Here is a 25,687-nt window from a genome sequence, read left to right on the forward strand (position 1 = left end):
CGAAGTCATGAAGTACGACAGAAACAAATTATATAATTCATTTCCGTTCATTACTTCGAATTTCCCTGGATTGAAACGATTATAACTTGTAGAATAATCTGCATTTACAACCAATCCATTTCCTCTGGCTCTTTTAGTTGTTACAACTACTACTCCATTCGCTCCACGAGAACCATATTGCGCAGTTGCAGCAGCATCTTTTAATACAGAAATTGTTTCAACATCATTTGGATTAATATTTGGTGTTCCATGATAAATCACTCCATCAACTACCCATAAAGCATCTGTTCCTGCAGAAATACTTGTTTTTCCTCTTAAACGTAATGAAGCCGTTGAACCTGGTTGTCCAGAGCTACTTGTAATTCTAAGACCTGCAACTTTACCTTGTAATAAATTGGTAATGTTCGGAGATTTAGCATCCATTAAGTCTTTTGCATTTACAACAGAAACTGCAGCGGTTACCTCTTCCTTACGTTGTGTAGAATATCCAGTTACAACTGCAGTTCCTAAATCTATATTCTCACTTTTAGGATTTAATTGAGTGGATAAATCTCCTAAATTCTCAGAAGTAACGGTAATTTCCTTGCCTTTAATAATTAAAATATCACCGATTTTGGCATCAATATTAAAATCTCCATTTTCATCTGTGTAAGCTGCCTTATCAGTCCCTTTTATTTTTACCTCTACATCTGCTTCTGGAAAACCATCAGAATCTTTTACATGACCTGTAGTTTGAGCATAAGCAAACGATCCAAGAACAAAAAGAAGACTAAAAATTCTAAATTGTTTTTTTCTCATCTCTTGTGTTAAAATTGTTAACAATAAAAGTATTAAAAAAAACACTTAAGAATTACTCTACAATTCAAATACAAAAATAAACCAAGTAATAAAAGAATATATAGAATAATTTTAGGGATTACTTGTTTCAATAAAATATTAAACTATTTTTTCAACTCTTAATAGAATGTTAAGAAATGGTAAAATTTAATATTTTATATTAAACTTTCAAAATCAGCCAAAAAAAATCCGTTCGATAATCGAACGGATTTTATATTTTTCCTAAAAAAGCAGTTTTTAGTAAGCAGCGTCTTTGATACGAGCTTTTTTACCACGTAATGCTCTGAAGTAGAAGATACGAGCTCTACGAACTTTACCTTTTTTGTTTACTTCAATTTTTTGTAACGCTGGCATGTTAACTGGGAAGATACGCTCTACACCAACATCTCCAGACATTTTACGGATTGTGAAAGTTTCTGTAGTTCCTTGTCCTCTTCTTTGGATAACAACCCCTTTAAAGAACTGAACACGAGTTTTTCCACCCTCTGTAATTTCTTGATAAACTGTAATAGTATCACCTGCTGCGAAAGCTGGGAACTCTTTTTTAGCTACGTATTTCTCTTGTACGTATTTTACTAAATTTTCCATTATTATAATTTCAATTTATTTGAATTGAGCAACTTAAACGTCTTTCGTCAGAGGTTGAACAATGTGGATGCAAAATTAATCAAAAATCTTGATTATACAAATGATTCTCTTTCTTTTATGAATGAATTTTTATTAAATCATTTTCAAAAGATTGATTTGTTAATTGTGCTACGACTGATTTCATCGCTAAAAGTCGAGCAGTTTTTTTATCATCTGTCACAATTTCTAGCCAAGATGAACTTTCTGTTCCTGTTTGCTGAAACATTTTGTCAATGTAATTGGTATAAACATCCCATAACTCTTGTGCCTTTTGATCCAATGCCCCTAATTTCCATTGTTTCAATTCGTCATCTTTCCGATCTTGTAATCGTTCTGCTTGTTCTTCTTTCGAAATCGACAGGAAAATTTTAACCAAAATAATTCCATCATCTTGCAAAAGCTTTTCTACTTCTACTACTTGTTTCATAAACTTTGTATGTTGTTCTTCCGTACAAAATCCGAAAACAGGCTCTACAACAGCACGATTATACCAAGAACGATCAAAGAATACAATTTCACCTGCATTTGGTAATTCTTTAAAATATCGCTGAAAATACCATTGTCCTTGTTCTATTTCAGTCGGCTTTGGTAATGCTTCAACACGATATTTTTTAGGGTTTAGAAATTCTGTTATTCTCGAAATTGTTCCTCCTTTTCCAGCTGCATCACGACCTTCAAAAATAATTAACACACGTTTATTCTCTTGAATAACTTTAGATTGTATTTCTAACAATTTTTCTTGAAGTTCTTTTAATTCTTTCTCATAAGCGAGTTGTTCTTTGAACTTCTTTTCTTTTATAATATCATGTCTAACCAAAAAATCAATGATTTCTTGCTTATTATTTATTTTTTCTAAATCATTTAAATCAAATTCAGCCATAGTTTTAGGTTTGATAATTAATTTTCTTCTTCTAAGTTTTGATGTTTCAAAATACGTTTATTTTTATCATCATAAGGTATTTTAGACAAAATATATTCCATCGCCTCTACTCTAGCCTTGTACTTTTTGTTGGCATCAATGATTTTCCAAGGAGCAAAATCTGTATTTGTTTTCGTAAACATTACATCTTTATAAGCTGAATAAACATCAAACAAATCTTGCGCTTTTTGATCTACAGAGCTATACTTCCATCGTTTGGTTGGTGAATTTACAATATCTGCAAAACGTTTTGCTTGTTGTTCTTTTGTAATCGAAAAATAAATTTTAATCAAATATATTCCCGAATTAATCCACATTTTCTCGACATCATTTACCTCGTTCATAAAAGTTTCATATTCCTCTTGTGTACAAAACCCATTTACAGGCTCTACAACAGCTCTATTGTACCAACTTCTATCAAAAAAAACAATTTCTCCTGCACGTGGTAACTGACGAACATAACGTTGAAAATACCATTGTCCTCGTTCTACTTCATTAGGCTTTGGCAGTGCTATAATTCTATGTTCACGAGGATTTAGATGTTCTACAATTCGACGAATTGCACCTCCTTTCCCAGCTGCATCTCGACCTTCAAAAACAATCACAACTTTTCGTTTATTTTCGGCTACCCAAGTTTGTAATTTTATCAATTCTTCTTGTAATTGCTCTATCCTATTTTCATATTTTACAGTACGCAAGGCTTTCGCAAAATTCAACTTTCCATGATCAGATTGTAAAAGTCCAACAAGACCTTTTTTGGTTTCGATTAATTTTAAATCTTTCGGTTTTAGCTCCATTTTCTTACAATTTAAAATTAATGATTCAATTCTTTTACCATTCGATAATAACGTTCAATCACATTTGGATCTACCATTAAATTTACTTCGGCATCCTCTTTTCCTTTATAATTAAACAAAGAAAGCACATAACGAATAGATTCTAATCTTGCCGTATTTTTATCATTTGCGTTGACAATAATCCAAGGCGAAAAAGAGTTGTGCGTGCGCGTAAACATTTGATTGATATAATGCGAAAATTCATCCCAAAGCTCTTGTCCTTTTGCATCGACTGGACTATATTTCCACTTTTTAAGCGGATTATTTAACCTCGAATCAAAACGTGTTTGCTGCTCCTCTTTAGTCACAGAAAACCACAATTTGACAATATATGTCCCTGATTCGTACAACATATGTTCAAATTCTGAAACTTGCACCATAAATTGCTCATATTGTTGCTCGGTACAAAATCCCATAACTGGCTCTACAACTGCTCTGTTGTACCAACTTCTGTCAAAAAAAACAATTTCACCAGCATTTGGTAACTCTTTGATATAACGATTAAAATACCACTGATTTTGTTCGACTTCTGTAGGTTTATTCAATGCAACAACACGCATAGAACGCGGATTAAGATGCTCGCGAAAACGGCGAATTGTACCTCCTTTTCCTGAAGCATCTCGTCCTTCGAAAATGATTGCAACTTTTTTCTTTTCTGTCGAAATCCAATTTTGAAGATTTACTAACTCTGATTGCAGTTTTAGTAACTCATTTTCATATTCAAACTTCTTTATCACATTTTTATAGAGAGGATTTTCTTCTTGATTTTCGACCAAAAAATGCATTAGTTCTTCGGTTGTTGTAAAATCTAAAATCTTACTTTTTTTCATAAATATTTATAGATTGTAAAATCTTTTTTAAGGTAAAAATTTTACAGAACATAAAAGTGAAGATTATGATAAATCTTTCTTTTAAAATCATAAATTTTATCATATTCAACCTCAATCAATTTGGTTAAATTTGTCAATAAATTAGTTTTTTGCGCATACTATTTTTCATATCACTCATATTTTCTATCGCATTTCGTCCTTTAATGCCGATGATAGATTATGTTTTAAATTATGAAGAAATCGCAAATGAACTTTGTGAAAATCGAGAAAAACCTGAATTACTTTGTAATGGTTTTTGCTATTTGAAAGAAGAAATTTCGAAAAGTGAAAAGAATCAGCCAGAAAATCATTTTGTCAAAAATTCGGTCAAAATTTTAGATGCGATTGTTCCTCAAAAACAAATTATTTCTCCAAAAAAGTATTTTACGCAAAAAAATAAATTATCAACTGATCATTATCAAGATATTAATTCTAACTATATTATTCGTTTAGTTTTTCATCCTCCAATTGTTTAATTTTTCTTTTATAGATCTAAACTATAGAATCAGATAACAATTAATTAAAAACAAATAAACAATCTAAAATGAAAAATTTAAAAAACACATTCTCTTTAATAGTCTTAGGGTTTGCATTATTTTCTTGTAATAAAGAGCAAACAAAACAAGAGAATTTTGAAGTAAAGCATGTTTCTCACGAAGAAATGAAAGCTGTAACTAAATTGGATGTTGCGGTTGTGAACGAAGTTGATCCAATTTGCGGAATGAAAACTGCAGATCATTTGAGTGACACAGCTAATTACCAAGGAAAAACGTATGGTTTTTGTTCGACAATGTGCAAAGAAGAGTTTCTAAAAAATCCTGAAAAACATATCCATGAATAAACAATTAATAGCCGTTATTGTTATTATTTTAGGCGTTATAGGAACTGTTTTTTGGCTAAAAAATAAGCCTAAAGATGAACTTTACACGGTAATGAAAGTTCCGGAATTTTCGATGACAAATCAAAATAATCAAACGATTACAAATCGTGATATGTTAGGAAAAGTGTACGTTGTAGAATTTTTCTTTACAAGTTGTCCAACGATTTGCCCAGTAATGAGTAACAATTTACGCACAATAGAAGATGAAATAAATGATGCAAACCTTGGTTTTATTTCGATTACAATTGATCCAAAACGAGATACACCTGCACGATTGTTAGAATATGCAAAACAAATTGGTGTAAAATCACCGAATTGGCATTATTTGACTTCGGATCGAGAAGAAATTGAGCAACTTTCGGATAAATTCAATATTTATGTTGGAAAAGACGAAACAACTGCCGAAGGTCTAAATCACAGCGGAAAACTTGCATTGGTTGATAAACAAGGAAATATCAGAAGTCGATATGATAAAATGGGTGTTCCAATACTGTTTTATTCGGGACTGAATTACAAAGATCCTGAAGGAAAAGAACCTTCTCTAGCTGGAAAATATCATCCTGAAATAGAATTTTTAAAAGAAGATATAAAAAAACTTCTTGCAGAATAAAATTTAAAACCCTCCTAAAAATGGAGGGTTTTGTTTTAATTATAATTTTCTAAATCACAGCAAATTATTGTTTGTCCTTATGGAAAATTGATGGACGGAATGCATCGTGTTGTAAAAGCAAATTTATTGGATTTGAAAACAATAAAAGCGTATCGACTTTCGACCTTACCAAACCCCGATTATATTGATGTAGATCCTGACGATTTACCTTATGATGAAAATTAAAATTTAGAAGTTAAGCAATCAAATCTTGAATGGTTCAGAACATTTAAAGCAATTTATGAAACTGGGACTTTATCTGCTGCTGCGCAACAATTATTTATTTCACAACCTGGTTTTAGCTTACATCTCAATTCGTTAGAAGCCTATACGGGCTACAAATTATTTGATCGATCGGCGCGAAAAATGGTTCCGACTGAAAAAGGAAAAATTTTGTATAATTTTATTTTAGAACCGATTCAAAAATTAGCTGCTGCGGAGCAACATTTTTGGAAAGAAAATTTTAAAGAACATCCAGATTTCAAACCAAATTATATTGTCCCAAATATCAGTTCTATTATTCGTTGTTTGAGCGATGGAAATGGCTTTTCTATTGTTCCCGACTTTTTATGTCAAGAAGCACTAAATTCTGGTAAAATAAAATTGGTTTGGCAAGGTGAAAAACCGTTGGAAAATACACTCTATTTTGGTTCACGAAAAAATACGATTTACGAAAAAGAAATTGAGCAATTGCAACAGATTTTTGTAGATAAATGGTGTAAAGATTTGGGTTAAATACTTCCCAAATCTTTGAAAAACGCAACCAATTGATGATTACTTGTAATTTGTAGCGACTCTTTTAATGAGCCCAATCTCTTTTCTACACTACTTAGACTTGCAGGTTTGATATTATTTTGTTTTAAGTGATTTGAAATATCTTTTAGTAAAATTCCATTCGAAAGCAAAGAAACTAACGTAACATCATACGAAGTTATTTCATACGTATTTTTTTGTTTGATACTACGTTTCATGTCCAATTCCAAATGCATTCCGCCCGCAAAAACAGTTTGTATCGCTTTTTTCAACTCTTTCGAATCTTCTCTTCCTTTCGCCACAAACCCATCTATATGGTATTCCTTGAAAAGATTATCCACCATATCCGCTTTCTTTTCTACCGAAAAAACAATCACTTTCAAATTTGGCTGAATTGCTTTTACAGCTTCAATTAAATCTCGTCCACTTTTCAAGTTTTGCTCGCGATGATCTTCTTCAAAAGACAAATCAGAAATCAATAAATCATAAGGTTGATTGTCGTGCAATGCTTTTTTCACTTTCAAGAATGCATCATCACAATAAAAAGCATAATCAGGATTTTCTACATGTAAATCTTTTAAAACTTTCTGAATCGAAATATTAAAACTCTCAAAATCTTCTGCAATTAATACTTTTTTAAACATACTTTTTATTTAGGTTATTGAATTGGAAATATGATCTTAATTTTTAGACCATTCACATTTTCAGTTTCAAAAATAACATCTCCGTTTAGATTAGAAATACGTGAAACCGTATTTTGCAAACCATTTTTAGGTTTTAAGTCCGAAATCCCAATTCCATTATCTGAATAATTGATAATAATTTGTTGGTTTTCTTCTTTAAAATTTAGTATAACTCGTGAAGCTTCGCTATGTTTTTTCATGTTCGTCAACAATTCTTGCATCACTAAGAAAACCTCTGTTTTAGCATAATCTTTTACGTTTCTCCAAAGTTCTTTTTCATTTCCAATCAAATATATTTTGACTTGTTCCGAATCATAAGAACTTATCAATTGTGCTAATTTTTCTGCAAAATTTTCTTGTTGATTTTCATCAATCCTATCATAGGAAATATCGCGCGAAATTTCATAAACCACCTCCAATTTATCTAAAATTTGATCACGATTAAATTCTGATTTATTCTCAATATCAGACATCACATGATAAATTCCGTTCGCCACTTTATCGTGTACTTTTTTAGAATATTTCAGTTCTGTTTTTTTGACTTCCAAAACCTTTTCTTGTTGCAACAAAACTTTCTCTTGCTCTAATTTTTGCTTTCTTTTTCTGTACAAAAAATATCCAAAAACAAACAAAACGATCAATAAACCGATTAGAATGTAAAGTTTTAAAATATCATTTTTCTTCTTTTCATTCTCTGCTTCAGCATTCAAAAAATCTGCACGATTTTTCTCCGAATCATAACGCACCAACGCAAATTGATTTTTCGCTCTGTTACGTTCTAACTGAATACTATCGTTTAGCTTTTGATAAGCTTCAAAATATTGTTTTGCATTTGTAGGATTGTCTAATAAAACAAGTTGTTGATAAACTTCTAATTTATCGCCCGCACTCTTATTTTCGAAAGCAATTTGTTTTCTTTTATAAGCATAGTCCAAGGCTTTTTTATAATCTAAATTTGAAAAATAATCTGTTAAATGCGCATAACTTGCATTTTGTCCCCACAAATCATTTTCCTTTAATCTAATATTTAACGCTTTATTTAATTCATTTATAACATTGGACTTATTGTCTTTTAACCATTTGGTATATGCTAAATTATCAGTAATTCGCGCATATTCTTTTGGATTTTCAATTGTATTCTTATCTTTTAGTAATTCTTGGTAAATCTTTATCGCTTCATCATACTGCTTATCGTAACGATAACTATTTGCAATGTTATTTTGATTGATAATATAAACATCTTTTTCTTTAGAAAAATCAATTGCTTTTTGATAATAATCTATAGCATCATTAAAATTTCCTAAATCATGAGAAGTTTGCCCTAAAATATTATATGCACTAGAAAGTGTTTCTTTTTCTTCACTTATTTTAGGGTTTAATAATTTTACCGAAGAAATAATTAATTCTTGGCTTCCAAACCAATCTCCTTGATCTTTAGAAATAAAAGCCATATTTATCAAACATTTTGATGCTTGATGTTTGTTATTCAGTTTTATAAATTCTGAATATGCTTTATTAAAATAAACATAAGCACTATCATTCTCTTGTTTTTCATAAAACTTCCATGCTTTATCATAAGCTTTATTATCTAAATTATCCTGCTCAATCTCTTTGTTTTTAGACTGTTGACATGAAATAATAAAAAGTATAAAATAAAAAAATAAAATTTTTCTCAAATCTCCATATTTACAACCTAAAGCTAAACAAAAAACGGATAGATTACTCTATCCGTTGATGATTTATTTTTTCACAGGAACATCCCCTTTTTCTCCATTTGTATCACCGTCTATACTATCTGATGAAGTTTGTACAACTGGATGTTGATCTTGTGAAATTGTGTTTGCATTTTGATTTGGTAAAAAGAATCCCAATAAAGCGAATAATAATTCTAACATAGCTTAAATTTTTAATTTTTTGATATAGGTGCTCTTCCTCACAAAACAGATTGCGAGTAGTGTACACGAGAAAAAAGAAGCGCTTCTTTAGTAGGAAGTTTTTTGTAGTCTTGAGAACAATTCAGGAAAAATGCTTCCCTTCAAATCACCTCAACTATTTTCGAGACTACGTTTTCAGAAATCAAGTTTTTTGTTTTTGTTTTGATTTCTATTGCAAAGTAAATACAGAACACAAAGTCGCTGTTAAACAAACAATAGACAAGTTTTGGACAATTATTGGACAGCTTGTTTTACGGTAAACCGTAATTTATTTTGTCCAAAATTTGTCTACTTTGTAAAAGAATTAAAAATGAAATGTCTACGAAAAAATATCTATTCGAAAAAGTTTTTGAGAAAGCAAAAAATGAATGTGGGAGTTCAAGTAAAAATGGAATGTCTGTTCATTTAGAAAAAGTAATTTCAGATGATTATAATTATCCTATAACAAGCAAATCTTTCTCTCGACATTTTGATGATTTCGTGAAAGAAAATAATTTAAAGAAGGAAATAAGTCCTGATTTATTAAATATTCTTGCACATTATATCGGTTATGAAAGTTTTGGAGATTTTAATCAAAAAAATCAGCTGACAAAAAGTGAAGAAAAAGAAGTTAATGTAGAAGAAATCGCACCGATAGAACTAATAATAGATGATAATATTCCTGAAAAAGAATCAATAATCAATCTTCCTTCAAAAAAGAATAATTTCTTTGAGAAAATAAAACTTCAACGAAATATAGTAATTGCTGGAAGTGGCATTGCAACGATTTTGGCTAGCGGAGGATTATTTCTTAATTCAATCAATCAAAATTCGTCTTGTATGATTTGGAAAGAAAATCATTATGAAGAAATCGAATGCGAAGAAACTTCGCCTCAAATGAATGCTGTTCCATACAATGAAACTGTTTTTCAATTGAAGAAAATCACAAAACCTGATACTTTAAATTTTGAAAATGCACTTGATAAAGTTTGGTATACAAAGAAAAATGGTGAAGTAGAATTTTATACAAATTACGGTTTACATCCCGAAAATGGCAAAACATTGAAACCTGTCACAAAATATATTTTAACTAAATATGTCTTAAATAATGAACAATAAAAAACACTCAACATACGAGATGAAGAGTGTTTTGATTGTTAGAAATGATATAATTTAGAAAATTTTAAAAAGAATACGAATACTAAATGTGATCACTAAAAAAGCTACAGCCAAAATAGCAACTTTTTGAGGTATTTTGCCCGCTAATTTCGCTGCAATTGGCGCTGCTAAAGCTCCTCCAATTATTAAACCTGCAATGATAAAACCATGACTTACGCCCAAAGCTGCAAAAAAAGTCAACGATGCAGAAAGTGTCACAAAAAACTCGGCTAAACTAACTGTTCCTACTACTAAGTTTGATTTTTTTCCTTTTGCTAATAAAGTTGATGTCACGACAGGTCCCCAACCACCTCCACCAAAGGCGTCTAAAAAACCTCCGGCAAATCCTAAAAATCCAACTCGCTTTACTTTTTTTCGTTCTATTTTTTTTCTGAATGCTAAAATAATTAATCGAATTCCGATGATTAAGGTGTACGAGGCTAAAATTCCGTAAGTAATGGTTTCATATTTGTTTCCCAAATAAACCAATAATAATGATCCCGAAACTGCTCCAATAACACCTGGAATAGCCAATGCCAATAATAATTTTTTGTTTACATTTCCAAATCTATAATGCGAAAAACCACTAATTCCGCTCGAAAACATTTCGGCAGTATGAATACTACCACTTATTGAAGGCAGATTAACGCCAAACAACATCATGCTTGTAGAACAGGTTACACCATATCCCAAACCAACGGCTCCATCGACCATTTGAGCGAAAAAACCAACCGCCAACATAATGTAAAAAACATTTGGAATGTGAATCACAAAATCTTTCGCTTCCGAAAAACTTACGATTGATGACAAAGCATATCCTAAGAATAAAGCAAAGAAAATTAAGGTAATTTCGGTCACTAAACGTTTATATTTTTTTGTCGATTTTTTTCCTTCAAATGAAGAAGTTAAATGATTCAAATCGGTTAGTTTTTGATTAAAATCTCCTTTGTGATTATTTCTAATTTTATTTAAACTTTCAATGTTTTCATCAATTGAATCTGGAATAACATCAGAAAAATATTCTCTCAAACGTTTTGCCATAACAGGAGATTGTCCATTTGTGGAAATCGCAATTTTAAGATGACCTTTATTCACAATCGAACCTAAATAAAAATCGCACAAATCGGGCTGATCAGCTGCATTAACCAAAATTCCTTTTGCATTTGCTTTTTGCTTCACTTCTCTCGAAGTTTCTTTATTATCAGTTGCGACAATCACTAAATCTACATCTTCCAAATCACTAGATTCGAACGCATGAGTTTCATGTTGAATTGATGGATATTGCAAAAAAACATCTTTCAATTCTTGTTTAAATTCCTTTGCTACAACTTTCAAATTGACCGAAGGATTTTGTTTGATTAGCGTCGAAACCTTTTCTAATCCTACATTTCCTCCGCCAACAATCAGGAAGCGCAAATGTTCTGTTTTTAAAAATATCGGGAATAAATTATTTTTCATTGTTCTTAAAGGGATTTAACTAATTAACCGAAAAATATTTTCGATAGGTAAAATCTCCGAATGTTTCATTGTCTATTTTTTCATTTGTATAACTTTCGAAAACTTGATCTAGCTCATTCAAAATCTCAGTCTCATTGACTTTTTCTTTATAAATTTTATTCAAACGAACACCATATCGATCTCCACCCAACCTCAAATTATAATGTCCAGCAGAAGTCCCTACAAAACCAATTTCCGAAACATACGAACGACCGCAACCATTTGGACAGCCCGTCATACAAATAGAAATATCATCATTTTGAAGTTGATGTTTTTCTAGCAAAGGCTCTATTTTATTCACCAATTCTGGCAAATAACGTTGCGCTTCTGCTAAAGCCAATGGACAAGTTTGTAAAGCCACGCATGCCATCGAATTTTTTCTAAGTTCACTAATATCTTTGTGAATAGAATACTTTTCTAAAAGCTGTTCAACTATAGCTTTATTTTCAATTGAAATCTCACCTAACAATAAATTTTGATTCGCTATAAAAATAAAATTATTGATATTTAATAAAGCCAATTCATGTAAAAATGCTTTCTGATTAGACTGTACAACTCCATTCTCCAAAAATAAAGTGTAATACCACATTCTGTTATTCACTTGTCGCCAATCATAAATATCAGAACGCTCCGTAAATTGATAAGGCTGAGAAGGCTCTAATTTAAAACTAACACGTTTTTCTAATTCAGACTTGAAACCATCAACCGTTAATTTATCAACTGTATACTTTAGTCTCGCTAATTTTCGATCGCCACGATTCCCAAAATCACGCTGAATTGTCAATACTTCATAAGCAACTTTCAACACTTTTTCTTCAGAATCAACAAAACCAATTTCGGTTGATAAACGCGAATATGTATTTGGATTTCCGTGAGTTGTTGACAAACCTCCACCAACAGCGATATTGAAACCTTTCAATTCATTATTTTCGATAATCGCAATCAGTCCCAAATCATTTGCAAAAACATCTACATCATTAGTTGGCGGAATAGCAATTGCAATTTTAAATTTTCGAGGTAAATAGCGGTCTTCATACAAATCATCTTTCTCTGTTTCGCGTTCGTAAATCTTTTCATTATCCACAAAAATCTCATAATAAGCTTGTGTTTTAGGCAACAAATGTTTTGATAATTTATCTGCATATGCATGAATTTGAGCATGAATTGGCGAAAGCAACGGATGAGAACTCGCAATTACATTTCGGTTTACATCGCCACAAGCTGAGATAGAATCTAACGTTGCTTGGTCAAACGATTGTAAAGTTGGACGCAATTGATGTTTCAAAATTCCGTGCAATTGAATGGTTTGACGCGTTGTAATTTTTAAAACGCCTGTTCCATATTGTTCAGAAGTTTCGTGAATTGCCAACCATTTATCAGCGTCAATAATTCCACCCGGAATACGCAAACGAATCATAAACGAATACAATTTGTCTAACTTTTTTTCTGCGCGTTCTTCTCGTCTATCGCGATCATCTTGCACATACATTCCGTGAAATTTCACCAAAGCTTCGTCATCTGCACGTACATTTCCAGTGTGATTATCTAGCTCTATACTTTCTTTTAACGTACCGCGAAGTCCGTCACTTTTTATTTTAATTCCTTCTATAGGAGATTGTTTTTCTATACTCATTTTATTAGTTATTGGTTGATTAGTAAACATCTTTTTGGTAGCGACCTTCTTCTTCCAATTGTTCCAGAAAATTTTTCGCTGAAACCTCATCTTGATTTGATTCTTTTGCTATTAATTCGATCAAAGCACTTTCTACATCTGTACTCATTCCGTCTTTTTGACCGCAGACATACAAATACGCACTTTCGTTTAACCTATTTTAAAGTTCTTTTCCTCGTTCTTTCACTCGATCTTGCACATAAATTTTATGTTTTTGATCTCTCAAAAAAGCTGTATCTAATTTGCTTAAAACTCCTGTTGAAAGCCATTCCTGAATTTCAGTTTGATAATAGAAATCCGAAACAAAATGTTGTTCACCAAAAAACAACCAGTTTTTACCTTCTGCGCCAATTGCATCACGATGTGTCAAAAAACTACGAAAAGGTGCAATTCCTGTTCCCGGACCAATCATAATTACCGATTGATTTTCATCTGGAAGTTTGAAATTTTTATTTTTATGAATGTAAAATTCTATGGATTTATCATGCTCAAAATCTGCTAAAAACTGAGAACATAATCCAGTTTTTTGTTGATCAGAAACTGAAAAAGTATTCAGACTAACCGTTAAATGAATTTCATTATCATATGCTTCATTCGATGATGAAATCGAATATAAACGTGGTGCAATTGGATGCAAAAGATTTAAAATATCATCAAATTTCATTGTAGATTCTGACGAATAATATTTTGATAATAAATCAATTAAATCAATCTTAGTTTCAAGAATTTCTACATTTAAAATTGTTGCAAATTGATCGATTGATTTTTTAGAAAGTGCTCTAATATTTTTTTCTTCAAGTTCTTTTGCGCGATTTTCTTCATTGAAAAATTTTGCAATCGTTAAAATTTCGGTTTGATTATTTTTTGGATAAACACCCAAAGCATCACCTGGTTCGTAATCTACTTGCTCATCAACTGCTATTTCGATATGATACGTTTCATTGTTTGAATCTCTATCATTCAAAACGATTTCATCTTTTATAATTCCTTCGTACGATTTTTTCTGCGTTGAAGAATTTTGCAATTTTTGAGATTGTACAACCGTTGAATTTCCTTCTGATTGAATAGTTTTTAAAATATCCGCAAACCAATTTTCGGCAATTTCTTGATAATCTAAATCTACTTTTACCAAATCGAAAACGCGTTGTGCGCCTAGTTTTCCAAATAATTCATCAATTTCTTCTCCTGATTTACAGAAAAACGGATAAGAAGTATCGCCCAAACCAAAAACAGCAAACTTAGTTTGATTTAATTTTAGATCAGAGTTACTCAAATTATCATAGAATTTTTGCGCATTTTGAGGTAAATCTCCATCTCCTTGCGTACTAAAAATTTGAATTAAGAATTCTTCCTTTTCAATTTTTTCGAGTGGATATTGAAACGCTTCAATCGCTTTGGCTTGAATTTTATTCATCTTAAAAATTCCAAGCAATTGATTAGCTAATTTCTTCGCATTTCCTGTTTCAGTTCCATAGATTATTGTAGGTTTGATTGAGGTTAAAACTTTTTGTTCTTGAGGTACTTCTTGTGTTTGATTTGCAACTAATCCAGCCAAATAACCATTTGTCCAAATAATTTCGTCACGTGATAATTCTTTGACTAAACTTTTTACTAAGTTCAATTTTTCGTTAGCTAGCATAAGAAATTGTTGTTTTATGGTTATCAAAATATGAGTTGGAAGTTGGTTGTTCATCTAACCAAGCGAATGATTGATGCAAATTAACAACATGACCAACGATAATTAAAGTTGGTACAAAATCAAAGGTTGGTAAATGTTTTTCTACAATATTTTCAAAAATAAAAAACTTGCGTTTTCTGATCTGGAGTTGTCGCTTGTTGAATAACTGCTAAACCTTTTTCGGTATCAATTCCATTCAAAATCAACTGATCAGCTAAAGTTTGCAAACGCTGTACACTCATATAAAAAACCAATGTATCAGACGTTTTTGCCCAATCTTTCCATTGTTTGTGTTCAATAGATTTCAAATCGCACAACGTCAACATGCGAACTCCTTTCGAATGATTTCGCGCTGTCAATGGAATTCTCGTGTAAGCTGCAGCACCAAAAGCAGCCGAAATACCTGGAATTATTTCGTACGGAACATGATTTTTTTTCAAGGTTTCTAATTCGTCCAAAATATTAGAGAAAAGTGAAGCATCACCTCCTTTCAATCGAACCACTAATTTTCCTTGCATTACAAACTCAATCATCATATCGTTAATATCTTTTTGAGGCGTATGAATGCCTTTCGAACATTGTTTTCCGACATAAATAACCAACGCATCTTTTGACGCATATTCGTCTATTAACACTGGAGAAACCAAGCGATCTGTCAAAATAACATCTGCTTTTTTTGATATAATTTAATGTTTTGAGCGTCACCAATTCTGGATCTCCATGACCAGCGCCAGCCAAAATTACTTTTCCTATTGTTGTTTGCATGTTTGTAATAAATAAGTTGATTGATAAGATTTAATTGATGTTTTAATCAATAAACATCAAAGCAGCGACTGTATTTTTCGTTGTTTCGTCAATCAAAATGGCATTTCCTGTATGAATATTTTCTTTGAAAGAATCAAAAAATAAAGGTTGATTTGTTTTTAAAACAACTTGTCCAATATCATTTAACTTGATTTCTTCAGATGGAATAAATTCCCAATTATTAATATCCCATTGTTGATCGATTGTTTTGATTTTTGCACGAACCGAATGAAAACGATGTTGCAACACATACGTTTTTCCTTGTTGTAATGCATTATTGTCTAACCAACAAATCCACGCTTTTAGCACATTTGTAGTTTGCGGTTCTTCGGAAGTTTTTACAATTGTGTCTCCTCTACTGATATCTATATTATTTTCGAGATGAATCACAACATTTTCTCCTGCTTCAGCATGTTGTACTTCTTCCAAATGACGTTCTATTTTAACAATTTTTGATTCGATATTTGATGGATAAACTTTAATAGAATCCCCAACTTTGTAGGCTCCACTCAAAATTTGCCCCGCATAACCTCTATAATCGTGATGCTCTTCATCTTTTGGACGAATTACCCATTGAACCTGAAAACGAGCTGCTAAATTTTTATCTGTTTCAATCGAAATTGTTTCCAATTGATGCAATAATGTTTCTCCATTGTACCAAGGCGTTTTTGCAGATTTTTCGACAATATTATCGCCAACCAAAGCAGAAACTGGAATATAAGTTACTTCATCATAATTCAATTGATCTTGAATTTGTTGAAAATTATTTTTTATCTTTTCGAAAATATCTTGTGAATAATCAACCAAATCAATTTTATTAATGGCGATAATTGCTTTTTTAATTCCCATTAACGATCCAATACTTGCATGACGTTTTGTTTGAGAAGTGATTCCTTTACGTGCATCAACCAAAATAATAATCAACTCTGAATTTGAAGCTCCTGTAATCATATTTCGCGTGTATTGCTCATGTCCAGGCGCATCTGCAATAATAAATTTTCGTTTTGCAGTCGAAAAATATTTGTACGCTACGTCTATTGTAATTCCTTGTTCGCGCTCGGCACGTAAACCATCTGTAATCAAAGACAAATCAATTTCGTCGTCTTCATTTGATTTACGTTTTTCTAAAACACCCAATTGATCGGTGTGAATACTATTCGAATCGTAAAGTAAACGCCCTATTAAAGTACTTTTACCATCGTCTACGTTTCCTGCTGTTATAAATTTTAATGCATTCATTTTACTTAATTCCTATAGATATTATAGAGTTTTGTTTAAAAAAATTTTGACTTAGAAATAACCTTGTTTTTTACGTTCTTCCATCGCCGATTCTGACAATTGATCATCCAAACGAGTTTGTCCTCTTTCGCTAATTCTTGTATTGATAATATCAATAATAATATCTTCAATCGTAGAAGAATCTGAAGGTACAGCCGCTGTACACGTCATATCACCAACCGTTCTGTATCGTACTTTTTCTACCACAACTTCATCGTCTGCATTTGGCTGAATAAAATCTGAAGTCGCTATTAATTTATCATTGTAAACAATACATTCACGCTCGTGAGCAAAGTATAAATTTGGCAATTCGATGTTATTTTGTTTGATATAATTCCAAACATCTAATTCTGTCCAATTGCTAATCGGAAAAACACGAACATTATGTCCTTTTTCAATTCTTCCGTTCAAAATATTCCACAATTCAGGACGTTGAAGTTTCGGGTCCCATTGGCCAAAATCATCACGAACTGAGAAAATACGCTCTTTTGCACGTGCTTTTTCTTCATCGCGACGAGCTCCTCCAATACATGCATCAAATTCATTTTCTTCAATCACATCTAATAACGCATACGTTTGTAAGGCATTACGAGAAGGAAAACGGCCAGAAGTTTCTTTCAGATTATATTTTTTTATAGCATTTTCTACAGAGGCTACAATCAATTTTTCACCGATTTTATCAACCAAATAATCTCTAAATTTTATCGCTTCAGGAAAATTGTGTCCTGTATCTACGTGTACTAAAGGAAAAGGAAATTTCCCTGGACGAAAGGCTTTCAAAGCTAAATGAATCAAAACAATCGAATCTTTTCCTCCTGAAAATAACAATGCTGGACGCTCAAATTGAGCAGCTGTTTCTCTCAGAATGTAGATTGCTTCGTCTTCTAATTGATTTAAATAATTTTTTTCTTGACTTGACATTCTTTCTAACTTTCTAACTTATTTTTTGACAATAAAAAACTCCTCAAAATTTTAGAGGAGTTCATGAACTATTATTTTCGTAATTAATACATCACAACATATTCCACCTCTTGTAAAGAGCGACACATATACATTGACATATTAAATACTATTTTTTTCATTTTTCATGTTACATTTCTGAGTTCAAAATTATATTATTTTTCTAAATAAATATAATTAATAGAATAGTTTAAATAACAAACCTATTTTTCAAACAATTTAAAGAAAATTATCCTAAATAAGTTTATTCAATATAATAATAATCTATAAAACCGATAGATTTTATGTTGTAAAAGTAAAAATTTTATTTAAAATACAAAGATTGATTCCAAAAAAAGATAAAAAATTGAATATTTCGGGGACTTGCTTACCTTTGCAAAATGTCAAGAAAAGCGAAACAAAAAATCATATTAAATAATATAGAAGTTTTACGTGCTGGTGCAAAAGGTGTATCGGTTGGTAAAACAGAGGAAGGAAAAACGGTTCTGATAAAAGGCGCAATTCCAGGAGACGTTGTAGATGTACACGTTTTGAAGAAAAAAAGTAGCTATTTAGAAGGACAAGCAATCGAAATTCACACAAAATCTCCTTATCGCGTTCAGCCAGAATGTGAGCATTTTGGTGTTTGCGGTGGTTGTAAATGGCAAGATATGAGCTATGATGCGCAATTAAAATTTAAGCATGACGAAGTGGTTAACAATTTGGTTCGTATCGGAGGTTTCAAAGATTTAGATGCTGAAATTGTTCCAATTTTAGGTTCTAAAGAACAATATTTTTACCGTAATAAATTAGAGTTTACTTTTTCTAATGCACGTTGGTTAACGTTAGAAGAAATTCAGTCTGGGAAAGAATTTGACGACCGTGACGTAGTTGGATTCCATATTCCTGGTGCTTGGTCTAAAGTTTTGGATGTTACAAAATGTCACTTGCAACGTGATCCTTCTAATGCGATTCGTGTCGAAGCAAAACGTTTTGCATTAGAGCATCATTTAGATTTCTTCGATTTAAAAAATCAAGAAGGTTTATTAAGAACATTAATGATTCGTACTTCTCAGAATGGACAAGTAATGGTTTTGGTTCAATTCTTCCGAGAAGAGAAAGAAAATCGTGAAGCTTTCTTACAAAACTTGAAAGATAAATTCCCTGAAATCACATCTTTATTGTATGCAATCAATCCAAAACAAAACGATTCTGTTTATGATTTAGATATCGAAGTTTTTGCTGGAGATGATCATATTATGGAAAAGATGGAAGATTTGAACTTCAAAATTGGTCCAAAATCTTTCTATCAAACAAATCCAGAACAAGCTTACGAATTATATAAATTAACACGTGATTTTGCAGGTTTAACTGGAGATGAATTAGTATACGATTTATATACTGGAACTGGAACAATTGCGCAATTCGTTTCGAAAAAAGCGAAAAAAGTAGTTGGTGTAGAATCTGTTCAAGAAGCAATTGATGCAGCAAAAGCGGCTGCAAAATTTAATGGAATTGATAATTGTGATTTCTATTGTGGTGATATGAAAGATGTATTGAATCAAGATTTCATTAACGAACACGGAATTCCAGATGTAATTATTACTGATCCTCCACGTGATGGAATGCATAAAAAAGTGGTTGAAAATATTTTGTTTATGAATCCTAAACGTGTTGTTTATGTTTCGTGTAACTCTGCTACACAAGCGCGCGATTTAGAATTGATGAAAGATCAATATAAAATTGTTAAAGTTCAACCAGTTGATATGTTTCCACAAACACATCATGTAGAAAATATTGTACTTTTAGAGCGAATTTAAAATTCAATCAAAAAAAAAATGAAAAATATTCAACGTTTTCTAGCCTACTCAATTTTTGCTTCTATAATTTCTTTAGCATTTTATAGTTGTGAAGATGATGATATTTGTACCGACGAAGGTGATGTTCCACGCATGGTTGCTGATATGTATTATGATGGAACTAATGTTCCTTTGGAAGATTCTATTTATTATTGGGCGTATGTTTATAATGATTCGATTACGAAAGGAATTAGAGAAGCTACAGGAACGAGTAAAGATACTGTCTTAATCGAAAAAAATTCTGCTTTAGGGAAAACAAGTTTCGGAATTACTTTGCGTCAAAATAGTAAAAAAGAGATTTACTATACTATAGCGCAAGGTCCAGATATAGATGTAAAAGATTCTATAACGGGTAAAGTCATCAGAACAATTCCTGCAAAACGTGATCGATTGATTTTAAAATACGATACGCTTGGAAATGGCTATACTTCTAAAGCTTGTGGTTTTGGATTAACTTTTAAAGGAGTTGATGTAAAATTGGTAACAAAAACTGGAAATGGAGCTGGAAATTGGATAAAGAAAATAGAAACTGTAAATACTGAAATTAAAGATGGTTCGACAACTATTATTAAGCTTTTTGCTGACGAGCGCAATTAATTTTGCATTTGGTCAAGAAAATAAAACTGATTCAACAAAAGTTTCGGTTACAGATTCTATTCTCAAAAAAAAATACCACGATATTTTTATCGGTGTAGACGTTTTCAATCCAATTGTTTCTGCTTTCAACGATAAAAAAGGAGTTAGCGCTTATGCTTCTTATCAAATCAATAATAAGTGGCATGCCGTTGTAGAAGCTGGTTTCGAGAAAAATAATTTCAATGAAATCAATTGGGATGTTGATGTTGACGGCGTTTTTGCAAAACTTGGTGCAAACTGGTTTATAACGCAAGATATCGAAAATCAATCGAACGGAATTTACATTGGTGGACGAATTGCGTATTCTAAATATTCGCAAACCATCAATAGTTATCCGATTAGAGATTTACAATCGAATGAGATTACAGGAACAGGAAGTTTGCCAAAAGCGAATGTAAGCAGTTATTGGATAGAAGCTGTGGTTGGTGGACGTGTAGAGATTTTCAAGAATTTTTATGGTGAGTTAGCCTTGCATCCTGCAGCTTATATTGGAGGTAAAAAAGATCAAGGAATTAATCCTTTGGTTATTCCTGGTTACGGAAAATACAGTGGTCCTTTCAATATGCCAGTTTTTTGGGGAATTGCTTATAAGATAAAGTAAAACTAAGGTTAAGATTTAGACTAAAGTTAAGATAAAGTATACAAAAAAAGGAACTCTAAATTGAGTTCCTTTTATGTTGATGCGAAGCTGAAATGAATTCAGCTTGACATTCTTTCTCTACATTATCATTAATAATCCTTAAATTAGTTTATCTAACTAAGTCATCCTGAATTCGTTTCAGTAACATATCATATAAGGAATTCTGAAAATATATTATGTTTATATACTTACAAACAAATATCGAACTGTTTTTTATATTGGAGTTACCAACAATTTAATTAAAAGAATAGAAGCTCATAAAGAAGGAATTGGTTCAGCTTTCACTCAAAAATACAATGTAAAATCATTAATTTATTTTGAAGATTTTACTTCAATTAGTCAAGATATGTTAAGAGAAAAGCAATTGAAAAATTGGAAACGGGAATGGAAAATTAATTTAATTAAATCTAAAAATCCAAATTTAGAAGATATTAGTATTCTATAATAAACAAAAAAGGAACTCTAAATTGAGTTCCTCTTTTTATATGTTCTAAAAAGATTTATAGATTAATCCAAAACCTTTGCTCCTTTTACTTTTTGATTCGTTAAAGCAATATCCAAAACTTCTTTCATTTCTTTTACAAAATGAAAAGTCATTCCTTTTACGTATTCTGCTTTAATTTCTTCAATATCTTTTCGGTTATCTTCGCACAAAATAATTTCTTTGATATTTGCACGTTTTGCCGCTAAAATTTTCTCTTTAATTCCGCCAACTGGCAACACTTTTCCACGAAGTGTGATCTCACCTGTCATTGCTAATTTTGCTTTTACTTTTCGTTGTGTAAAAGACGAAACCAAAGACGTCAACATTGTAATTCCGGCAGATGGTCCATCTTTTGGCGTTGCTCCTTCCGGAACGTGAATATGAACTTTATAATTCTCGAAAACTTCTGGTTTAATTCCCAATTCATCCGCATGCGATTTGATATATTCTAACGCAATTGTCGCAGATTCTTTCATCACAGTTCCAAGATTTCCTGTAATCGAAAGTCCTCCATTTTTCGCTTTTGATAAAATAGATTCGATAAATAAAATATCTCCACCAACACTTGTCCAAGCTAAACCTACTACAACTCCAGGTACCTCATTATTCTCATATTGATCTGGTGTAATAGAAGGTCCTAAAATTTTAGAAATATCTTCGATTGAATATTTAGCATTAAACTCTTCTTCCAACGCAATATGTTTTGCAGCTGAACGAACCAATTTTGCAACTTTCTGATTCAATTTTCGAACTCCCGATTCGCGCGTATAACCCGTAATCAAATATTCGATTTCTTTTTTACCTAACACAACATCTTTCTCTTTTAAGCCATGTTCTGTTAATTGTTTTGGTAGAAGGTGACGTTTTACGATTTCAGATTTTTCCTCGATTGTATAACCTGCAATATTAATCATCTCCATACGATCGCGTAACGGACTTGGAATATCTCCAATATTATTAGCTGTCGCAATGAAAAATACTTTCGATAAATCGTAGCCAATTTCTAAGAAATTATCATAAAAAGTTGAATTTTGCTCTGGATCTAAAACCTCTAACATTGCTGATGAAGGATCTCCATGCGCACTAGCCGACATTTTATCAATCTCATCTAAAACAAAAACCGGATTCGACGATTCAGATTTTTTGATTGACTGTAAAATTCTTCCTGGCATCGCTCCAATATAGGTTTTACGATGACCACGAATCTCAGATTCATCGTGTAAACCACCCAACGACATACGTACATATTTGCGCCCAATCGCTTCTGAAATAGATTTCCCCAACGATGTTTTACCAACACCCGGAGGTCCATACAAACAAAGAATTGGCGAACGCATATCTCCTTTCAATTTCAACACAGCAAGATGCTCCAAAATGCGTTCTTTCACATCTTCTAAACCATAATGATCATGATCTAAAATTTTCTTTGCATTCTTGATATCAAAGTTATCTTTTGTCAAGGTATTCCAAGGTAAATCCAACATAAATTCAAGGTAATTACGCTGAATATTATGTTCTGGCATTTGCGGATTTAGACGAGAAAGACGGTTGATTTCTTTATCAAAATGATTTGCTACATCTTCGCTCCAACTTTTCGTTAAAGCACGTTTGCGCATTTCATTAATTTCTTCTTCTGTCGAATTCCCTCCTAATTCTTCTTGAATCGATTTGATTTGTTGATTTAAGAAATATTCTTTTTGTTGTTGATCTAATTCTTTGCGAACTTTATTCTGAATCGTATTCTTTAATTCCAATTTCTGAAGCTCAACATTCATAAAACGCATCACTTCCATTGCGCGAAGTTTCATATCAGAAATTTCTAATAACAACTGTTTTTCATCTAAACTTAACGTCAAATTAGACGCTACAAAGTTGATTAGAAATGTATTACTTTCGATACTTTTTATAGCTCCTGCAGCTTCCGAAGGCAACATTGGATTTTCTTCTACAATCTGAAAAGCTAAATCACGAATTGATTCAATAATAATTGGATATTCTTTGTTGCGTGATGTCGGAACTTTTTCTGTCAAAATTTCTACTTCAGCCTTGAAATAAGGATCATTTGATACAAATTCTTTAACTTTGAAGCGTTTCATCCCTTGTAAAATCACCGTAATGTTTCCATCTGGCAATTTTATCATTCGCATGATTTTCGCAACTGTACCAACTGTATACAAATCGTCTTGTGTAGGATCTTCCACAGCAATTTCTTTCTGCGAAAGCACTCCAATAATGCGATCTTCTTTGTAAGCTTGTGTTAAAAGTTGTATAGATTTATCTCTACCCGCGGTAATTGGCGCAACCACACCCGGAAATAAGACAGTGTTTCTTAACGATAAAATAGGCAATACCGAAGAAATATCTTGCTTATTTAGCTTACTTTCTTCGTCTTTACTCATCAAAGGAATTAATTCGATTTCTTCTTCCATTACTTGTGCTAATGACAAATTGTCTATGTTCATAATTTTTTTATACGTTCAAAGTGTCAGTAAAACTATTTTTAACTGACGAAAGCCTTTCATAATAACAACATTATTAAGATTTGAATCTTGTCTAAAGCATTTAGAAAAGCGAGTATAAATAAGTCAAACGTTATGCCAATAAAATATATTGTCAGTTTTTCAATAAAGGTTTTGAATGAGGATGAATAATTATTTTCACAAAGATAAATTTTATTCATAGTTTTAATATCAATTACACAAATAAAATCAATGATAAAATATTACATATTCTTCATACTATTTATTTTAGGTTATATTACCATTTTTTCTCAATGGTCTGGCTTTTCTCCAATTTCAGAAACCTACTCTTCTAATGGGATATATAAATTAAAATCTATTTCATATGATAATTTTATACCTAATTTGAAAGGTGAATCAATTATATTTTTTAATCGAGAACGTGATAGCTTGAGACAAAATAAGGTATATTATAAACTAAATAGATCATTTGATTTAAATGAAAATTTTCCTTTCTTCCTTGCAATAAGTAATGATGGGAGAAAAATAATCTATTTTACAAATTATATAAACAGCAAAGATTTAGAGGAAAGAAATGTGACTTATTATATTGATGGAAAAATAGCTAAAACTTATTCCTCTGAAGAGTTTACCAATTGTGATAAAAACAAAGAGAAATGCAGACTATTTTATGAAGCCGAAAATAGAAATTTGTTCGAAAACTATACTTCTACCTACAAAGAGTACAATAAATCTTTATCAGAGAAAGATATTTTTTTAACTAAAAATTTCATCTTCAATAAAAATGATATTATTTACCTTATAGATAACAGAAAAAAGGTAACACTTTTTGATTTAGACAAAGGTGAAATAATCAAGTCTAATATTGATTTTGATTCTATTTATCCTGCAATAAAAAATATTGAACCTATAAAGAGTAAAATTTCAAATTATGAATATCCATATAAATATATAATAGATGTCAAAAACTCTCTTACTAATGAAAAAATAGCAGAAAGTATTAGTAAACTATCTAACTTAAAATTTATTCCGCTTGAGGATTCAACTTATAATAAATACAAACTTCATCAAATAGAAATAAGCGGCTATTTAAATAGAAATGGAAAATTTGAAATCGAAAATTTAGAAACAGATTCTATTTTTAATAAACAACAAATTGAAAACTATCTTTTAAATTCAACTTTTGAAACTGATTTTATTCCAAAAGAAGTTGACAAAATATATATCACAAATTTCTTTGGTAGCTATAGAAATTATGATGATAGAATTGCTGAATTAGAAACAATAAAAGATAAAGAAAAAAGAAGAATTGAAAGTGAAAAAAGACTTACTTTAGAAAAAATTGATAATATATACATTCCAAAAAATTTATATGAATCATTAACAGAATTAGATAAAATATTAGATTTCGAAAGCAAAAAACAACTCAAAGAATCAACAAATACTTTTATATTTAATTCTCACATGGGTGGTTTGGGTATGTGGATAAGAAACAATTGGGGAATTAATGGTGGTTCTAGATTATCGAAATATTTTAATGATAGAAATATTGGAAAACAAATGTTTGGAAACGTGTGGATATCCTAACGAAAGTTC

26 protein-coding genes and 1 pseudogene are annotated in these 25,687 nt (G+C 31.2%); 11 read left to right on the forward strand and 16 right to left on the reverse strand.

Going from position 1 to position 25,687, the window contains the following annotated elements; all coding sequences use genetic code 11:
- From B3578_RS01625 to ppk2 (B3578_RS01645), 5 genes are all read right to left on the reverse strand, one after another.
- A partial coding sequence (locus tag B3578_RS01625; RefSeq protein ID WP_219035057.1) for a TonB-dependent receptor plug domain-containing protein occupies positions 1-798 on the reverse strand: 798 nt, incomplete at its 3' end.
- A 276-nt stretch (positions 799-1,074) separates the two neighbouring features.
- Positions 1,075-1,425, reverse strand: a complete 351-nt coding sequence (gene rplS, locus B3578_RS01630; RefSeq protein ID WP_019975296.1) for a 50S ribosomal protein L19 — start codon at positions 1,423-1,425, stop codon at positions 1,075-1,077.
- Positions 1,426-1,540: 115 nt separating this feature from the next.
- Complete coding sequence (gene ppk2, locus B3578_RS01635) at positions 1,541-2,344, reverse strand: polyphosphate kinase 2 (protein WP_291046653.1); 804 nt, start codon at positions 2,342-2,344, stop codon at positions 1,541-1,543.
- Between the two features lie 17 nt (positions 2,345-2,361).
- Positions 2,362-3,180 (reverse strand): polyphosphate kinase 2, encoded by an 819-nt coding sequence (ppk2, locus tag B3578_RS01640; protein WP_125348818.1) that lies wholly within the window; start codon positions 3,178-3,180, stop codon positions 2,362-2,364.
- 17 nt (positions 3,181-3,197) lie between these two features.
- The gene (gene ppk2, locus B3578_RS01645; RefSeq protein WP_312150877.1) at positions 3,198-4,004 is read right to left on the reverse strand and encodes a polyphosphate kinase 2; all 807 of its coding nucleotides are present in this window, start codon (positions 4,002-4,004) and stop codon (positions 3,198-3,200) included.
- A 194-nt stretch (positions 4,005-4,198) separates the two neighbouring features.
- On the opposite strand from ppk2 (B3578_RS01645), the gene B3578_RS01650 reads away from it, so the two are divergent.
- The 5 genes and pseudogenes from B3578_RS01650 to B3578_RS01670 form a co-directional block, all read left to right on the forward strand.
- Positions 4,199-4,564, forward strand: a complete 366-nt coding sequence (locus B3578_RS01650; RefSeq protein WP_291046657.1) for a hypothetical protein — start codon at positions 4,199-4,201, stop codon at positions 4,562-4,564.
- 68 nt (positions 4,565-4,632) lie between these two features.
- The gene (locus B3578_RS01655; RefSeq protein WP_219035055.1) at positions 4,633-4,929 is read left to right on the forward strand and encodes a YHS domain-containing protein; all 297 of its coding nucleotides are present in this window, start codon (positions 4,633-4,635) and stop codon (positions 4,927-4,929) included.
- Positions 4,922-5,578: an SCO family protein gene (locus B3578_RS01660; RefSeq protein ID WP_219035054.1), complete on the forward strand. Its 657-nt coding sequence runs from the start codon at positions 4,922-4,924 to the stop codon at positions 5,576-5,578. Before B3578_RS01655 ends, B3578_RS01660 begins: the two co-directional genes overlap by 8 nt.
- Positions 5,579-5,668: 90 nt before the next feature.
- Entirely contained in the window at positions 5,669-5,803 is a 135-nt protein-coding gene (locus B3578_RS01665) for a hypothetical protein (RefSeq protein ID WP_257468223.1), read from the forward strand.
- 15 nt (positions 5,804-5,818) lie between these two features.
- Positions 5,819-6,352 (forward strand): annotated as a pseudogene (locus B3578_RS01670) (LysR family transcriptional regulator); the annotation flags it as partial.
- On the opposite strand, the gene B3578_RS01675 reads toward B3578_RS01670, so the two are convergent.
- The 3 genes from B3578_RS01675 to B3578_RS01685 form a co-directional block, all read right to left on the reverse strand.
- Positions 6,349-7,014 (reverse strand): response regulator, encoded by a 666-nt coding sequence (locus tag B3578_RS01675; RefSeq protein WP_221856653.1) that lies wholly within the window; start codon positions 7,012-7,014, stop codon positions 6,349-6,351. The pseudogene B3578_RS01670 and the gene B3578_RS01675 sit on opposite strands and share 4 nt — an antisense overlap.
- A gap of 14 nt (positions 7,015-7,028) precedes the next feature.
- A complete protein-coding gene (locus tag B3578_RS01680; protein ID WP_291046667.1) occupies positions 7,029-8,729 on the reverse strand; it encodes a tetratricopeptide repeat-containing sensor histidine kinase in 1,701 nt (566 codons plus the stop codon).
- A 63-nt stretch (positions 8,730-8,792) separates the two neighbouring features.
- Positions 8,793-8,948: a hypothetical protein gene (locus tag B3578_RS01685; protein WP_291046670.1), complete on the reverse strand. Its 156-nt coding sequence runs from the start codon at positions 8,946-8,948 to the stop codon at positions 8,793-8,795.
- 354 nt (positions 8,949-9,302) lie between these two features.
- Between B3578_RS01685 and B3578_RS01690 the strand changes: the two genes are divergently transcribed.
- The gene (locus tag B3578_RS01690; RefSeq protein WP_291046673.1) at positions 9,303-10,085 is read left to right on the forward strand and encodes a hypothetical protein; all 783 of its coding nucleotides are present in this window, start codon (positions 9,303-9,305) and stop codon (positions 10,083-10,085) included.
- Between the two features lie 54 nt (positions 10,086-10,139).
- Here the strand turns inward: B3578_RS01690 and B3578_RS01695 are convergent, their stop codons facing one another.
- From B3578_RS01695 to cysD, 7 genes are all read right to left on the reverse strand, one after another.
- Complete coding sequence (locus B3578_RS01695; protein WP_291046676.1) at positions 10,140-11,582, reverse strand: TSUP family transporter; 1,443 nt, start codon at positions 11,580-11,582, stop codon at positions 10,140-10,142.
- Between the two features lie 19 nt (positions 11,583-11,601).
- On the reverse strand, positions 11,602-13,254 hold the full coding sequence (locus tag B3578_RS01700) for an NADPH-dependent assimilatory sulfite reductase hemoprotein subunit (RefSeq protein WP_291046679.1): 1,653 nt from the start codon (positions 13,252-13,254) through the stop codon (positions 11,602-11,604).
- Positions 13,255-13,273: 19 nt separating this feature from the next.
- Positions 13,274-13,402 carry a hypothetical protein gene (locus B3578_RS01705; protein ID WP_291046682.1) on the reverse strand — a complete coding sequence of 43 codons (129 nt, stop codon included), beginning with the start codon at positions 13,400-13,402 and terminating at the stop codon, positions 13,274-13,276.
- Between the two features lie 51 nt (positions 13,403-13,453).
- Complete coding sequence (locus B3578_RS01710; protein WP_291046685.1) at positions 13,454-14,932, reverse strand: diflavin oxidoreductase; 1,479 nt, start codon at positions 14,930-14,932, stop codon at positions 13,454-13,456.
- Between the two features lie 152 nt (positions 14,933-15,084).
- Entirely contained in the window at positions 15,085-15,630 is a 546-nt protein-coding gene (locus B3578_RS01715; protein ID WP_260509644.1) for a uroporphyrinogen-III C-methyltransferase, read from the reverse strand.
- Positions 15,631-15,778: 148 nt separating this feature from the next.
- Positions 15,779-17,014: a sulfate adenylyltransferase subunit 1 gene (locus B3578_RS01720; protein WP_291046690.1), complete on the reverse strand. Its 1,236-nt coding sequence runs from the start codon at positions 17,012-17,014 to the stop codon at positions 15,779-15,781.
- 51 nt (positions 17,015-17,065) lie between these two features.
- Positions 17,066-17,974, reverse strand: a complete 909-nt coding sequence (cysD, locus tag B3578_RS01725) for a sulfate adenylyltransferase subunit CysD (RefSeq protein ID WP_219035044.1) — start codon at positions 17,972-17,974, stop codon at positions 17,066-17,068.
- Between the two features lie 419 nt (positions 17,975-18,393).
- Here cysD and rlmD point away from each other — a divergent pair, with 419 nt between their 5' ends.
- From rlmD to B3578_RS01745, 4 genes are all read left to right on the forward strand, one after another.
- Positions 18,394-19,812: a 23S rRNA (uracil(1939)-C(5))-methyltransferase RlmD gene (gene rlmD, locus B3578_RS01730; protein ID WP_221856669.1), complete on the forward strand. Its 1,419-nt coding sequence runs from the start codon at positions 18,394-18,396 to the stop codon at positions 19,810-19,812.
- An 18-nt stretch (positions 19,813-19,830) separates the two neighbouring features.
- Complete coding sequence (locus tag B3578_RS01735) at positions 19,831-20,448, forward strand: DUF6452 family protein (protein ID WP_221856671.1); 618 nt, start codon at positions 19,831-19,833, stop codon at positions 20,446-20,448.
- Positions 20,402-21,088 (forward strand): DUF6048 family protein, encoded by a 687-nt coding sequence (locus B3578_RS01740; RefSeq protein ID WP_291046699.1) that lies wholly within the window; start codon positions 20,402-20,404, stop codon positions 21,086-21,088. The genes B3578_RS01735 and B3578_RS01740 overlap by 47 nt, the downstream gene beginning before the upstream one ends.
- A 223-nt stretch (positions 21,089-21,311) precedes the next feature.
- Positions 21,312-21,572 carry a GIY-YIG nuclease family protein gene (locus B3578_RS01745; protein WP_312067505.1) on the forward strand — a complete coding sequence of 87 codons (261 nt, stop codon included), beginning with the start codon at positions 21,312-21,314 and terminating at the stop codon, positions 21,570-21,572.
- Between the two features lie 62 nt (positions 21,573-21,634).
- Here the strand turns inward: B3578_RS01745 and lon are convergent, their stop codons facing one another.
- Positions 21,635-24,073 (reverse strand): endopeptidase La, encoded by a 2,439-nt coding sequence (gene lon, locus B3578_RS01750; RefSeq protein WP_280035558.1) that lies wholly within the window; start codon positions 24,071-24,073, stop codon positions 21,635-21,637.
- A 249-nt stretch (positions 24,074-24,322) separates the two neighbouring features.
- On the opposite strand from lon, the gene B3578_RS01755 reads away from it, so the two are divergent.
- Positions 24,323-25,678 carry a DUF6794 domain-containing protein gene (locus B3578_RS01755; protein WP_291046704.1) on the forward strand — a complete coding sequence of 452 codons (1,356 nt, stop codon included), beginning with the start codon at positions 24,323-24,325 and terminating at the stop codon, positions 25,676-25,678.
- Positions 25,679-25,687 lie beyond the last annotated feature (9 nt).

This window comes from Empedobacter sp. UBA1574, assembly GCF_002322895.1.
GTDB lineage: Bacteria > Bacteroidota > Bacteroidia > Flavobacteriales > Weeksellaceae > Empedobacter > Empedobacter falsenii_B.